General features: G+C 74.7%; 16 protein-coding genes and 2 pseudogenes. 8 read left to right on the top strand and 10 right to left on the bottom strand.

Translation table 11 applies throughout. The features are described from left to right. The first annotated feature begins 132 nt into the window (after positions 1 to 132). Positions 133 to 1,134 (top strand): small ribosomal subunit Rsm22 family protein, encoded by a 1,002-nt coding sequence (locus C1708_RS23275; RefSeq protein WP_106414489.1) that lies wholly within the window; start codon positions 133 to 135, stop codon positions 1,132 to 1,134. Positions 1,135 to 1,349: 215 nt separating this feature from the next. On the opposite strand, the gene C1708_RS23280 is transcribed toward C1708_RS23275, so the two are convergent. Further along, on the bottom strand, positions 1,350 to 1,562 hold the full coding sequence (locus C1708_RS23280; protein ID WP_106414490.1) for a DUF6243 family protein: 213 nt from the start codon (positions 1,560 to 1,562) through the stop codon (positions 1,350 to 1,352). Between the two features lie 121 nt (positions 1,563 to 1,683). Here C1708_RS23280 and C1708_RS23285 point away from each other — a divergent pair, with 121 nt between their 5' ends. Next, positions 1,684 to 2,304 (top strand): TetR/AcrR family transcriptional regulator, encoded by a 621-nt coding sequence (locus C1708_RS23285; protein WP_106414491.1) that lies wholly within the window; start codon positions 1,684 to 1,686, stop codon positions 2,302 to 2,304. Positions 2,305 to 2,327: 23 nt separating this feature from the next. Here C1708_RS23285 and C1708_RS23290 read toward each other — a convergent pair whose 3' ends face one another. After that, positions 2,328 to 3,209, bottom strand: a complete 882-nt coding sequence (locus C1708_RS23290; protein WP_106416450.1) for a glycerophosphodiester phosphodiesterase — start codon at positions 3,207 to 3,209, stop codon at positions 2,328 to 2,330. Positions 3,210 to 3,459: 250 nt separating this feature from the next. On the opposite strand from C1708_RS23290, the gene C1708_RS23295 reads away from it, so the two are divergent. Then, positions 3,460 to 4,194 (top strand): bifunctional DNA primase/polymerase, encoded by a 735-nt coding sequence (locus C1708_RS23295; RefSeq protein ID WP_106414492.1) that lies wholly within the window; start codon positions 3,460 to 3,462, stop codon positions 4,192 to 4,194. A 35-nt stretch (positions 4,195 to 4,229) separates the two neighbouring features. Here C1708_RS23295 and C1708_RS23300 read toward each other — a convergent pair whose 3' ends face one another. The 3 genes and pseudogenes from C1708_RS23300 to C1708_RS23305 all read right to left on the bottom strand — a co-directional run. After that, a complete protein-coding gene (locus tag C1708_RS23300) occupies positions 4,230 to 5,237 on the bottom strand; it encodes an SCO2278 family lipoprotein (RefSeq protein WP_106414493.1) in 1,008 nt (335 codons plus the stop codon). Then, positions 5,212 to 5,337: pseudogene (locus tag C1708_RS36160) on the bottom strand (iron transporter); the annotation flags it as partial. The gene C1708_RS23300 and the pseudogene C1708_RS36160, both read right to left, overlap by 26 nt. 153 nt (positions 5,338 to 5,490) lie before the next feature. Beyond that, positions 5,491 to 5,937, bottom strand: a pseudogene (locus C1708_RS23305) (ABC transporter ATP-binding protein); the annotation flags it as partial. A gap of 88 nt (positions 5,938 to 6,025) precedes the next feature. Here C1708_RS23305 and C1708_RS23310 point away from each other — a divergent pair. Beyond that, complete coding sequence (locus C1708_RS23310) at positions 6,026 to 6,304, top strand: hypothetical protein (protein WP_133169083.1); 279 nt, start codon at positions 6,026 to 6,028, stop codon at positions 6,302 to 6,304. A 90-nt stretch (positions 6,305 to 6,394) separates the two neighbouring features. Here the strand turns inward: C1708_RS23310 and C1708_RS23315 are convergent, their stop codons facing one another. Then, positions 6,395 to 7,555 carry a serine hydrolase domain-containing protein gene (locus C1708_RS23315; RefSeq protein ID WP_106416451.1) on the bottom strand — a complete coding sequence of 387 codons (1,161 nt, stop codon included), beginning with the start codon at positions 7,553 to 7,555 and terminating at the stop codon, positions 6,395 to 6,397. A 107-nt stretch (positions 7,556 to 7,662) separates the two neighbouring features. Beyond that, positions 7,663 to 7,899, bottom strand: coding sequence for a putative transporter small subunit (locus C1708_RS34060; RefSeq protein WP_157951290.1), 237 nt, complete (start codon positions 7,897 to 7,899; stop codon positions 7,663 to 7,665). A gap of 152 nt (positions 7,900 to 8,051) precedes the next feature. Here C1708_RS34060 and C1708_RS34065 point away from each other — a divergent pair, with 152 nt between their 5' ends. Both C1708_RS34065 and C1708_RS23325 read left to right on the top strand, forming a co-directional pair. Beyond that, complete coding sequence (locus C1708_RS34065) at positions 8,052 to 8,252, top strand: hypothetical protein (RefSeq protein ID WP_157951291.1); 201 nt, start codon at positions 8,052 to 8,054, stop codon at positions 8,250 to 8,252. 204 nt (positions 8,253 to 8,456) lie between these two features. Continuing rightward, entirely contained in the window at positions 8,457 to 9,101 is a 645-nt protein-coding gene (locus tag C1708_RS23325) for a PhzF family phenazine biosynthesis protein (RefSeq protein WP_106414495.1), read from the top strand. Positions 9,102 to 9,167: 66 nt separating this feature from the next. Here C1708_RS23325 and C1708_RS23330 read toward each other — a convergent pair whose 3' ends face one another. Then, positions 9,168 to 9,815 (bottom strand): biliverdin-producing heme oxygenase, encoded by a 648-nt coding sequence (locus C1708_RS23330; protein WP_106414496.1) that lies wholly within the window; start codon positions 9,813 to 9,815, stop codon positions 9,168 to 9,170. Positions 9,816 to 10,037: 222 nt separating this feature from the next. Continuing rightward, a complete protein-coding gene (gene map / locus C1708_RS23340) occupies positions 10,038 to 10,895 on the bottom strand; it encodes a type I methionyl aminopeptidase (RefSeq protein WP_106414498.1) in 858 nt (285 codons plus the stop codon). A 58-nt stretch (positions 10,896 to 10,953) separates the two neighbouring features. Between map and C1708_RS23345 the strand changes: the two genes are divergently transcribed. Next, positions 10,954 to 11,181 carry a hypothetical protein gene (locus C1708_RS23345; RefSeq protein ID WP_106414499.1) on the top strand — a complete coding sequence of 76 codons (228 nt, stop codon included), beginning with the start codon at positions 10,954 to 10,956 and terminating at the stop codon, positions 11,179 to 11,181. Positions 11,182 to 11,192: 11 nt separating this feature from the next. Here C1708_RS23345 and C1708_RS23350 read toward each other — a convergent pair whose 3' ends face one another. Beyond that, a complete protein-coding gene (locus C1708_RS23350) occupies positions 11,193 to 11,795 on the bottom strand; it encodes a hypothetical protein (protein WP_106414500.1) in 603 nt (200 codons plus the stop codon). Between the two features lie 139 nt (positions 11,796 to 11,934). On the opposite strand from C1708_RS23350, the gene npdG reads away from it, so the two are divergent. Continuing rightward, positions 11,935 to 12,651: an NADPH-dependent F420 reductase gene (npdG, locus tag C1708_RS23355; RefSeq protein ID WP_106414501.1), complete on the top strand. Its 717-nt coding sequence runs from the start codon at positions 11,935 to 11,937 to the stop codon at positions 12,649 to 12,651. The last annotated feature ends 27 nt before the right edge of the window (positions 12,652 to 12,678 follow it).

Raw genomic sequence — 12,678 nt, forward strand, 5'->3', positions numbered from 1 at the left:
GGTCCTGTCGCCGGCCTGACCCCGGCGGAGCCACGGCCCGCCGGCCCCATCGCCGCCAGGCGTGCCGGTCCGTCGGCACGCCCCGGCCCACATGCGGAAACGAGGCCCCCTGGGGGTCAGTAGAATCACCGGGTGAACGCCCCCGCCCCCCTCCCCACCGCCGACTCCCTGCGTGCCGCCCTCGGGGGGCTGCTCGACGGGATTCCGGCGCGGCAGGCCGCTCAGGCCGTCGAGCGGCTGATCGCCCACTACCGGGGCGCCACCCCCACCGACGCCCCCATCCTGCGCGACCGCGCCGACGTGGCCGCGTACGCCGCGTACCGCATGCCCGCCACCTTCGAGGCGGTCCACGCGGCGCTCCGCGCCTTCGCCGACGCCGTGCCCGGGTGGGCGCCCGGGAACCACGTCGACGTGGGCGGCGGCACCGGCGCGGCGGCGTGGGCGGTGAGCGCGACCTGGGATGGGGAGCGTCCGGTGACCGTGCTGGACTGGGCCGGACCCGCGCTCGACCTCGGCCGCGAACTGGCCGCCGGGCACCCGGCCCTGCGCGCCGCCCGCTGGGAGCGCGCCCGGATCGGACCGGCGCTCGCCCTCGAGCCGACGGACCTCGTCACCGTCTCCTACGTGCTCAACGAACTCACCGCCCCCGACCGCGCGGCCCTCGTCGACGCGGCCGCCGGCGCCGCGCGGGCCGTGGTGATCGTGGAGCCCGGCACCCCCGACGGGTACGCCCGCACGATCGAGGCCCGCGACCGGCTGATCGCCGCGGGCTTCCACGTGGCCGCCCCGTGCCCGCACAGCGCGGCCTGCCCCATCGCGCCCGGCACGGACTGGTGCCACTTCTCGGCGCGGGTCAGCCGCTCCTCGCTGCACCGCCAGGTCAAGGGCGGCACCCTCGCCTACGAGGACGAGAAGTTCAGCTACGTCGCCGCGACCCGGCACCCGGCCGCCCCGGCCCCCGCCCGCGTCGTCCGCAGGCCCCAGATCCGCAAGGGCCAGGTCCTCCTCGACCTCTGCGAGACGGACCCGGCCCTCCACCGCACCACGATCACCAAGCGCCACGGCGCCCTCTACCGCGCGGCCCGCGACACGGACTGGGGCGACCCCTGGCCGCCGGCGCCCGAGCGGGACTAGCGGTCACGGTCGTCCGCCGGCCGGCGTGACGCCGGGGTGTCCCTCACCGTCGCGGTGCCGCGGACCGGTCCGCGACGCGCGTACGAGCGGCTCTCCTCCGGAGCCTTCGACGGCCGGCGGCGGTGAGGCCGCCACCCGGAAGACCCGGAGGCCGCCGGTGATCCTCGCCGATCCGGCCGACCGCGCCCGCGGCGCCCGCCGCCAGGGCCGGTCGTCTACCGCTGGACCGGCTGACCGTTCTCCTCCCCCTCGTCGCCCTCCTGGCGGGCGTTGCGCCGTTCCTGGAGTTTGCGCAGCAGTTCGCGTTTCTGGGCCCGGGGGTCCGTGCCGCCGCCGATGCGGCCGCCGTGGCCGCCGCCGCGCAGGGCCTCGCGGCCCAGGTGCCGCCGGGCGCCGCCGACACCCAGCGTGTTCCCGCCTCGGGTCATGAGGGGCTCCTTCCGGTGGAGAGAACATGAGCGGAGAAGATACGAGACGGTTCGTCTCGCATGTTGTCCGCTCCACTGTCCGGCGAGACGTTGCGTCTTGTCAACCTGATAAATTCGCGCCATGGTCCAGAAACAGCCGCCCGCCCCCGACACCTCGCGCCGCAGCGAGCGGTCCCGTCGTGCCATCTACGACGCCGCCCTCGCCCTCGTCGCCGAGGTGGGGTATCCGAAGACCACCATCGAGGGGATCGCCTCCCGCGCCGGCGTCGGCAAGCAGACGATCTACCGCTGGTGGTCGTCGAAGGCGGACGTGCTGCTCGAGGCGTTCCTGGAGCTGAGCGAACAGGCCGCCGAGGCTGCCGGGCAGGTCCCCTACAGCATCCCGGACACCGGGGACCTCGCCGCCGACCTCAAGAACGTCCTGCGCGCCACCGTCGACGAGCTGCGCGACCCCGCCTTCGAGGCGCCCTTCCGTGCCCTGGCCGCCGAGGGCGTCGTCAACGAGGAGCTCGGCCGGCGCTTCGTCGCCCGGCTCCTCGAACCCCAGCTCCAGCTCTACGTCGACCGGCTGCGCGCCGCGCAGGAGGCCGGGGACGTCCGCCCCGACATCGACCCGCGCATCGCCCTGGAGCTCTTCGTCTCCCCGCTCGCCCAGCGCTGGCTGCAGTACACCGGCCCCATCGACCACGCGTACACCGACACCCTCGTCGACTACGCCCTCCACGGCCTCGCCCCCCGCTGACCCGGGTCCCGCCCGGCCCGCCGTCAGCGCCCCGTCACCGCGCTGACCGGCCCCGGCACCCGTGCCCGGTACCGCGCCAGCCGCCCCGGCGCGTCCGTGAGGACCCCGTCGCAGCCGAGCGCCAGGGCACGGTCGCGCTGCGCCGGGGTGATGACGGTGTGCGCCCACACCCGCCCGATCCCCGAGCGCACCGCGCGCTTCAGGTCCGCGTCCCGGGCGTGGACGTCGACGTCCAGCAGGTCGACGAAGGACCGCCACCGCTCCGGCCGGTCGGTGCGCATCTGGTCGGCCGAGCGCCACAGCTGGGTCAGCAGGCCCCGCCGGTGCACCCGCCGCGCGACCGCCGGGTCGTTGGTGTTGACGAACACCGACCGGGTCAGCCCCCGCGCCCGGATCATCCCGGCCACCCGGTCCAGCCCGCGCGGATCCTTCAGCTCCAGCATCAGCAGGATCCGCCCGCCCAGCCGGTCCAGCACCTCCTCGACCGTCGGCGGCCGCTCCGAGCGCCAGCTCCCCGGCAGGCTGTCGCGCGGACGCAGCCGCACCCCCTTCCACTCCTGCGCGTCCAGCTTCCGCACCTCCCCGCCCAGGAAGGTCGTACGGTTCAGGGTCGCGTCGTGGAAGACCACCGGGGTGCCGTCCCGCAGCACCCGGGTGTCGAAGTCCAGCACCTGCGCCGTGCCGCGCCGGTACGCCGCCATCAGCCCCGTCATGCTGTTCTCCGGCACCTCCCGCGCCCCGCCGCGGTGGGCGACGTACGTCACCCGGGGCAGCGAGTCCACCGTCAGCGGGCCGCCGCCCCACTCCAGCGGGGGAGAGCCGCCGTGCCCCGTGAACGGCAGCGCGGCCAGGGACACCACGGACAGCAGGGCGGCCGGCGCCGTCGACGCGATCCACGAGACCATGCCGCCCACGGTAGGCGGGCCCGTCGGGGCGGACCGCGCACCGACACCCGGTCCGCCGCGTCCCGTCCGGCTGTCCGGGTGTCCGGTCCGCCCTGGCGCGCACATGTCCCGTTCGCCCCACCGGTCAGCTTGCGCCCTGTCGCGTCACCCTCGTCCCACCTGCGCCGATTGTGGGCTCCGGGCCCCCGATGCGCACGATCGTGGGACCATAGGGCATGCTGGAGCGCACGACGGCGAGGCGAGGGGATAGATGAGCGTGGAGTTCGGCGGCCGGAGCGGCCGGCAGGGCAGACTCTCCCAGTGGCTGCGAGGACGCCGCCCGAAGGAGGCCGCCGGTGACGGCGGCCGTGAGGCCCTGCTGCTCGCCGCCGCCGAAGCGGGACTGCCGCTCGCGCCCGCCGCGCACCCCGCCGGCTACCGCTGTTCCTGCGACCGCGTGGGCTGTCCCACCCCCGCCCGGCACCCGGTGTCCTTCGCCTGGCAGACCCAGTCGACCACCGACCGCGCCCAGATCGAGCGCTGGGCCCGCCACCAGCCGCAGGCCAACTTCATCACCGCGACCGGCATGGTGCACGACGTCCTCGACGTCCCCCTCGACGCGGGCCGTGAGGCGCTGGACCGCCTGCTGGAGGCCGGCGTCGAGGTCGGCCCGGTCGCCGAGAGCGACGACGGCCGCATGCTGTTCTTCACCCTCACCCGGGGCACCCCCGAGGACGAGGACGAGTGGTGGCCCTGCGAGCTGGACTGCCATCCGGAGACCATGGACGAGCATCCCGGACTGCGCTGGCACTGCCGGGGCTCCTACGTCCTCGTCCCGCCGTCCCGCCTCCTCGGTGACGACGACCCGTCGGTCCACTGGGAGCGCGGCCCCGAGCACCCGCTGCCCGACCCGCTGAGCCTGCTGGAGTACCTCACGGACGCCTGCGCCCGGTACGCCGGCGACCAGCCCGACCCCACCGAAGCCGCCTGGCCCCTGCGCCACTGACCGTCACGCCGGTCCCCGCACGCCGTCCGCCGCCGCTACTCGCCCTTCGCGGACGTCAGCCCCTGGATCCGCCCCAGCACCTCCACCGGACCGTCCGCCGGGTCCAGCGCCACCTCGTTGGAGACGAACTCCATCGTCAGCGACTGCCGTATCTCCCCGGTGGTCAGCGCCAGCACGTCCTCGTTCGGCGTCGGCACCGTCGCCCCGGCCGCCGCCGTCTGCTTCTCGAAGTGCCGCGTCGTGAAGAACACCAGCGCCCCGCCGTCCGCCGTGCGCAGCGCCAGCGGCGCGTAGTCGCCGTTCACCAGCGGCTCGTCGATGTACTGCGTGGCCAGCCCCGGCCGCACCGACTGCTTCCGCCGGGTGTCCCGCCACCCGCTGGTGTGCGGGCCGTCCGCGAAACCGTCCCCGCCGTCCTTCAGGTACGTGGCGTACTTCTGGCTCAACTCGCCCGGCGCGACCGCGAGATCGGTGGAGTTCGCGGGGACGGCCTCGGCCCAGCCGTCCTTGTCCGTCTTGAACTCCGGCATGTCCTCCGGGGAGACCAGCGTCAGGAACGCCACCTCCCACGGATCGTCCAGCGCGTCGCGGGTGAACACCAGCAGCCAGCGGATGTCACCGCCCTTGTTGGCGGCCGCGTCCGCGAGGAACCAGCGCGGCCAGCCGGCCTTGGCGGGGATGGTGAACTTCGCGTCGGTCAGCTCCAGCGGCACGTGACGCGGGTTGCCGTCGGGGTGGTTGACCTTGCCCGCCTTGAGCCGCGCCCCGTCGATGTCGGCGAGCGCGCCGGTGACGTGGTCGGCGTCCAGGGAGGAGTCGTACTCCTTGTCGGCCTCGTTGTACGCGGCCGTGAACTCCTTGAGCGCCTCGGCCGCTTCGGCGCGGGTGGCGGCCGGGAGCACCTCGCGCTCGCCGTGCACCACGACACAGCCGCTCGCCGTCACCGACAGCGCGGTCACGGAGGCCGCGATCAGCACGGTGCGGCGAGGCCCGCGGGGCCCGCGGAGTGCGTGGAGCCTACGAAGACCGAGATCCCTGCTCATCCGGTTCCTTCACCTTCCCCTTCCCGGAGGCGAACCCTACCGGGACACCCTCGGATCCGGACGCCGGGACCGGTCACAGCGGCCACACCGTGACCTGAACCCGGCGGCGCGTCCGGCTTCCTCCGGCCGAGGGCGGCCGTGCCGCCCTGGCGGCGGTCGTCGAGGGGACGAGCGGCCCTCCGTGCGGCGGTGTCGGCCTTCCCCGGAGCGCCTGCCCCCGCGCCGGGGGAGTCGGCTGCCGGAACGCCCGTTCTCACTCCTCCCGTACGGGAAGCACCAGGACCGCGCCCGTGCGCGGGTGGGGCAGGACCTCGACCGGCTGGTCGTAGACCTCCGTGAGCAGGTCCTCCGTGAAGACCTCCTCCGGGGCGCCGTCCGCCGTGACGCGGCCGGCCCGCAGGACCGCCACGCGGTGGGCGCAGGCCGCGGCGAGGCCGAGGTCGTGGAGGACCACGACCACCGCGTCACCGGCCCGCGCCCGCTCCCGGCACAGCCGCAGCACCAGTTCCTGGTGGCGCAGGTCGAGCGCGGCCGTCGGCTCGTCGAGCATCAGCAGCGGCGCCCGCTGGGCCAGCACCCGGGCGAGCGCCACCCGGGCGCGTTCGCCGCCGCTCAGCGCGGAGAACGGGCGCACGGCGAACGCCGTCACCTCGGTCGCGGCCATCGCCTCGGCGACCGCCGCCCCGTCCTCCCCGGGCCGCGCCCCCGCGAAGCTCACCGCGCAGGGCGCCAGGGCCTTCGGCGGCTTCTGCTCCGCGGGCGCCGAACTCGACCCGGTGAGCCTGGCCGTGGCCCTCACCGAGGGCGCGGAGCTGCCCGCCGGCTCGGGCGGCGACGGCACCGGCGGCACCGGCGGCAGCGGCACCGGTACGGGCGGCGGCTCGGACGCCACCGGCTCCACCACCGGCGGTGTCGGCTCGGCCATCGGCGGCGACCTGGGCGGCAGCCTCGCCAGCACCGGTTCCGACGTCCCGGCCGGCGCCCTCGGCGCGGCGGCCGGGGTGGCCGTGGCCGCCGGCGCCGGCGTCGTTCTCGCCCTCCGCCGGAGGCGCGCGGCGGCCGAGTGAGCCGCGGGGACGCCGGACGTCCCCCGGGAGCGCGTCCCCACGCAGCGGACGGGGCGCCCTCCTCCGGGGCGCCCCGTCCGCGTGCTCCGCCTAGCTCTCGAAGGCCGGCAGGGCGAAGCGCTGGACGAGCGGGAAGCCGTCCTCGCGGGCGCTCTTGGCGTTGACCGAGGAGACGACCGTGCGGGACAGGTCCCGGGTGGCTCCCAGCACCGTGTGGTAGCCGGGCCGGGAGCCGGTCTTGCCCCAGACCTCCCGCCCGTCGATCACGAACCGCTCGAGCGCCATCCCGTAGGTGGCGCCGTCGGCGTCCGGCACGGTGAGCATCTGGTCCAGCAGCGGCCGGGGCAGGAGTTCGCCGCCGAACAGGCCGAACAGCAGGCGCTCCAGGTCGGCGGTGGTGGAGATCATGTCCCCGGCCGCCCAGCGGTCGGACATGTTCCACTCGGTGACGTCGGTGGTCCGGCCGCCGATGTCGGCGTACGCGCGGTGGTGCGGCCCGTGGACACGGGGGTCGGGGCCGCCGGGGAAGCCGGTGTGCCGCATGCCCAGGGGGCGGAGGACCCGTACGGCCGCCTGGTGTTCGTAGCTGTCGCCGGTCACCTTCTCGATGAGCAGGCCGAGCACGGTGTAGTGGATGTTCCCGTACTCCTGCCGCTCGCCGGGAGCGTGCGCCGGTCCCTGGGCGACGGACGCGGCCACCACCTCCTGCGGGGTGAGCGTCTCGAACCGGCGGGAGTACATCTCCTCGGTCGTCGACCCGAGGCTCGCGCCGGGACGCAGCCCGCTGGTGTAGGTGAGCAGGTGACGGACGGTCGGGGGCTCGGTGAAGGACGGCGGGAGCAGTCCGGGCAGGTAGCGGGTGACCGGGGCGTCCAGGTCGACGCGCTTCTCCGCGACGAGCCGGAGCACGACCGCCGCGGTCACCACCTTGGTCGTGGAGCCGGCCCGGAAGCGGGCGTGCGGCAGCGCGGGCGCCCCCGTGCGCAGGTTCCGGACACCCGCGCTGCCCGCCCAGCTTCCCTTGCCGCCGACCCGGATCAGGGCCGCGGAGACGTCCCCGTCGGGGACCTCGGCGAGCGCCCGTTCCAGCGCGGTCGCGTCGAACCCGCCGGTCCGGGGCGCGGAGGCGGCGGGGGAGGCGGGAGCGGGGTGGGCGGCGGCCGTCCCGGCGAGGGGGACGAGCAGCAGGGACGAGGCCAGTAAGGCGGACACGGCCGTGGCGCGGGCGCGGGCGGTGGTGCCTGAGGTCATGGAGGGTCTCCGATCGCGGCGGTGCGTGCTGCGGACGGGACCATCCTGGTGATCACGGACGGCGCGGGGATCGTGCGCGGTGACGAGGACCGCCCCTGAGACGTCCCTCACCGGCCGGCCCGTTTCCCGGGGGACTTCCCGGGGCGACGACCCCGAGACGGGCCGGGGGGAAGGGACGTCCCTTTCTCCCCACGGCCCGTCGGAGCGGTGCGTCGGATCAGGTCCTCGCCCTTGCGGCGGGCCTCCGCCCACTCGCGGAAGAAGCCGCGGCCGATGACGAACAGCACGACGGCCACGAGCACGGGCCGCATCAGGACGTACGCGGTGAGCGCTGCGGTGGACACGATGCCTCCTCGGGGGGCACGGGGTGGTGGTTCCGGCGGGTTCGGGCACGCCGTCGGCGTCCCCGCGCGCCGGGCCGTCGCCCTCGGCCGGCCGGGCCTCCGGGGCCTTCGCGGCCCCGGGCCCCTGGTCGAAGTCGCCGGTGCGCCGGGCGATGAGGGAGAAGTCGAAGCCCTCGCGGCGGCGCACGCTCATCGCCCGGCAGACGACGGTGGACACCGAGCAGGCCACCAGCGAGCCGCACAGCGTGGCGTACTCGTGCAGCGAGCCCACGGCGAACGGCGCTGACGCCACGACCGCCGCCACACCCACGGCCTTCGCCGCCCGGGCGCCGCGGTCGCCACCACCATGGTGATCCGGCCGACCAGCAGCATGGTGCGCGGGTCCGCCCTCTCCTTGCCGGCCACGTTCTGGCCGTAGACGTCGGCCATCATGATCGGGGAGAGGGCGGCGAGGTCGGAGTCGGCGGTGGAGGAGAGCGCGCCGACGATCATGAGGAAGAACAGCGCCAGCACGACCGCCGGCCGTGAGGGGCCGCCCGCGGTGTTTGAATGCCCCCGTGACTGCTTACGACGTGCTGCGTGTCTTCTGCGGCCCACGCGGCGGATACGGCAACGAACTGGGCGTCGTCCGGGACGGTTCGGTCCTGCCCGGACCGGACGAGCGCCAGGAGTTCGCCGCCGAACTCGGCTTCAGCGAGACCGTGTTCGTCGACGACCCCGAGCGCGGGGTGATCGACGTCTACACCCCCACCACCCGTCTGCCCTTCGCGGGCCACCCCTGCGTCGGCGCCGCCTGGCTGCTCGACGTGCCCGAACTCGTCACGCCCGCCGGGGTCGTGGGAGCCCGGCAGGACGGGGAGTTCTGCTGGATCGAGGCACGGGCGGAATGGGCGCCGCCGCGCACCCTGCGGCAGTACGCCACCGCCGCCGAAGTGGACGAACTGCCCGTGCCCCCGAAGGGCGAGTGGGTCTACGCCTGGGCCTGGCTGGACGAGCCGGCCGGGCGGATCCGGGCCCGCGCGTTCCCGGGCCGGGACGACGGTGTCGACGAGGACGAGGCGACGGGCGCCGCCGCGCTGCTGCTCACCGACCGACTGGGCCGTGCCCTGAACATCACGCAGGGCACGGGCTCGCAGATCCTCACGGCGCCGCAGCCGGAGGGCTGGACGGAGGTCGGCGGCCGGGTCCGCCTGGAGCGCTGACACGACTGCCGGGCGGCGCCAAGGGCGCCGCCCGGTCACCGGCGTCGCGCGAGGGGTCCGCTCGCGTCACGCCGACAGCGGGAACTCCTCGGCCAGCGCGCGGAACACGTCCGTGTTCAGCGAGAACGCCCGCCTGCACTCGGCCACGACGCGCTGCTTCTCCAGATCGTCCACCGGCACCCCGTCCAGCAGTGCGCGGTACTCGCGCTTGAACGCGGCCGGGTTGGGGATCCCCTCGAAGACGTAGAAGCGGACTCCGTCGCCCTTCTTGGCGAAACCCCAGGTCCGCTCCGCCTTGTCGCGGATGATCTGGCCGCCCGACAGGTCGCCCAGGTAACGGGTGTAGTGGTGCGCGATGTATCCCGCCGGCCACTCACGGGCCACCGCGGCGACCCGGTCCGCGTAGGCCCGCGTGGCGGGCAGGGCGGTCAGGGTCGCGCGCCACCCGGGGCCGCGCAGGTGCTCCAGGTCCCGCTCCAGGGCGGCGAGGCGGAACAGCTCCGGGCGGATGAACGGGCCCGCCACCCGGTCCGACGCCAGGTCCCGCGCGCCGGACTCCAGTGCCTCGTACACGAACCACAGCTGCTCGGTGTAGCGCGCGTAGGCGTCCACGCCCAGTCGCCCGCCCAGCAGATCGGTCATGAAGGTCGAGGTCTCCGCCTCCACGTGCTGCTCGTGGGAGGCGGTGCGGATGAGGGTCGAGAAGGAGTCCATGTGCCGATCTTCTTGGTTAGGCTTACCTAAGTCAATGCCTTGCCGACAGCTTGTCGGGAACTTCCCCCGCCTCCGCCCCGGGCAAACGGCCCGAGGACCCCAGGATCCGAGGACCCCAGGACTCGAGGGCCCCGAGGGTCCCGAGGGCCCCGAGGACACGGAAGGGCCCGCGCTCCCGGAGGAGGCGGGCCCTCGTAGGCGTGGCGCGGGGCGCGCCGGACGTCACGGCAGCGTCAGGATGTCCGCCCCGGTGTCCGTGACCACCAGCGTGTGCTCGAACTGGGCCGTGCGCTTGCGGTCCTTCGTCACGACCGTCCAGCCGTCGTCCCACATGTCGTACTCGTGCGTGCCCAGCGTCAGCATGGGCTCGATGGTGAAGGTCATGCCCGGCTGCATGACCGTCGTCGCGTGCGGGCTGTCGTAGTGCGGGATGATCAGGCCCGAGTGGAAGGACGTGTTGATGCCGTGACCGGTGAAGTCACGGACCACCCCGTAGCCGAACCGCTTCGCGTACGACTCGATCACCCGGCCGATGATGTTGATCTGGCGGCCCGGCTTCACCGCCTTGATCGCGCGGTTCAGCGCCTCGCGGGTCCGCTCCACCAGCAGCCGGCTCTCCTCGTCCACGTCGCCGACCAGGTACGTGGCGTTGTTGTCGCCGTGCACCCCGCCGATGTACGCGGTCACGTCGAGGTTGACGATGTCGCCGTCGCGCAGCACCGTCGAGTCCGGGATGCCGTGGCAGATGACCTCGTTGACGCTGGTGCACAGCGACTTGGGGAAGCCGCGGTAGCCGAGCGTCGACGGGTAGGCGCCGTGGTCGCACAGGTACTCGTGCGCCACCCTGTCCAGCTCGTCCGTCGTCACGCCGGGCGCGATGAGCTTCGCCGCCTCCTCCATCGCGCGGGCCGCGATCCGGCCGGCGCGCCGCATCGCCTCGATCGTCTCGGGCGTCTGCACCTCCGGCCCGGTGTACGGGGCGGGCGCGGGCTTGCCGACGTACTCGGGACGGCGGATGTTCCCGGGAACGGGGCGGGTGGGGGAGAGCTTCCCCGGTACGAGGAGTGACTGGCCAGACATGCGGCGAGTCTAATTCAGCGGCGACGGGGGACCATCTTCCGTGGCGAGAGGAGCCGTCATGCCCCTGTTCAAGAAGCGCACGGCCGGCAGACCCGGCGAGTGGTACTACTGCCTGGAGCACCGGAAGGTCGAGGAAGGGCCCGAGTGCCCGGCCAAGGACCGCTTCGGCCCGTACGCGAGCCGCACCGAGGCGGAGCACGCGATGGAGACCGCCCGCGAGCGCAACCTCCAGTGGGAGAACGACCCCGCGTGGCACGACGCCCCCCAGGGCCGCGACGAGGACTGAGCCGCCGCGCGCTACCAGCGGATCGGCGGCGGCGCGGTGAGCAGGTCGGCCAGCCGGGACAGCCGGTCCCGGAAGCGGCGCGGGCCCCGGCGGGCGGGCAGCGCGTTCTCCCCGGCCGCCGCGCTCACCAGGTGCTGCACCGTGTCCAGGTCCAGCTCGGAGCCGTCCGGGACGGGCAGCACCTCGTGCGCCAGCGCCGGCAGCTCACCCGCCTCCGGACCCAGCGACAGCAGCGTCGCCCCGGCCCGGCGGGCGTCCGACACCCGCTCCAGCAGCGTCGCGGGCGGCTCGCCGGGCGCCACCACCAGCAGCGTCTCGCCCCGCCGCGCCGCCTCCAGCCGCCCCAGGCCCACGGCCAGGTGCGCCGGGTCCGTGGGACGCGCGTCGTGCCGTACCAGCGTCGGGGCCAGCTCCGGGGTGCCCGACCAGGCCGCCTCGTCCACCAGGTGCGCCGCCAGGTGCCACGGCTCGTACTCCGGGGTGCCCACCAGCAGCAGTCCGCCGCCGTGCGACACCACCGACCCGCGCAGCGTCCCCGCGAAGTGCCGGGTCGCGCCCAGCCACTCCGTCCCGGCGAGCACTTCCCTCAGCAGCGCGACCCGTACGGCGTCCATGCCGCCGCATCCTGCCCCCGACGGCCCGCCCGCGTCCCGGTGTTCGAATCCGGTTCGCCCGACCCGGGGACCCCGGGGGCGGCCGTGGCGGGCCTGTGCCCGGCCGGTCACGGCGGTCGTCCGCACGTAGAGTCGGGCCATGACCTCTACCGACAGTGCACAGCAGCCCCCGAAGAAGGCCCCCGCCAAGGACCCCTGGGACCTGCCCGACGTCTCCGGTCTCGTCGTCGGCGTGCTCGGCGGCACCGGGCCACAGGGCAAGGGCCTCGCCTACCGGCTCGCCAAGGCCGGACAGAAGGTGATCATCGGCTCCCGCGCCGCCGAGCGGGCGCAGGCCGCCGCCGAGGAGCTCGGTCACGGCATCGAGGGCGCCGACAACGCCGAGACCGCCCGGCGCAGCGACGTCGTCATCGTCGCGGTGCCGTGGGACGGGCACGCCGAGACCCTGGAGTCCCTGCGCGAGGAACTGTCCGGCAAGCTCGTCGTGGACTGCGTCAACCCGCTCGGCTTCGACAAGCAGGGCGCCTACGCGCTGAAGCCGGAGGAGGGCAGCGCGGCCCAGCAGGCCGCCGCGCTGCTGCCGGACTCCCGCGTCACCGCCGCGTTCCACCACCTGTCGGCGGTGCTGCTGCAGGACCCGGAGATCGAGGCGATCGACACCGACGTCATGGTCCTCGGCGAGGTCCGCGCCGACGTGGAGATCGTCCAGGCGCTGGCCGGGCGGATCCCCGGCATGCGGGGCGTCTTCGCCGGCCGGCTGCGCAACGCCCACCAGGTGGAGTCGCTGGTCGCCAACCTGATCTCGGTCAACCGCCGCTACAAGGCGCACGCCGGGCTCCGCGTCACGGACGTATGAGGCGATGGGGGACACTGGAGCGGTAGC

This window comes from Streptomyces sp. DH-12 (genome assembly GCF_002899455.1).
In the GTDB taxonomy this organism is placed as follows: domain Bacteria; phylum Actinomycetota; class Actinomycetes; order Streptomycetales; family Streptomycetaceae; genus Streptomyces.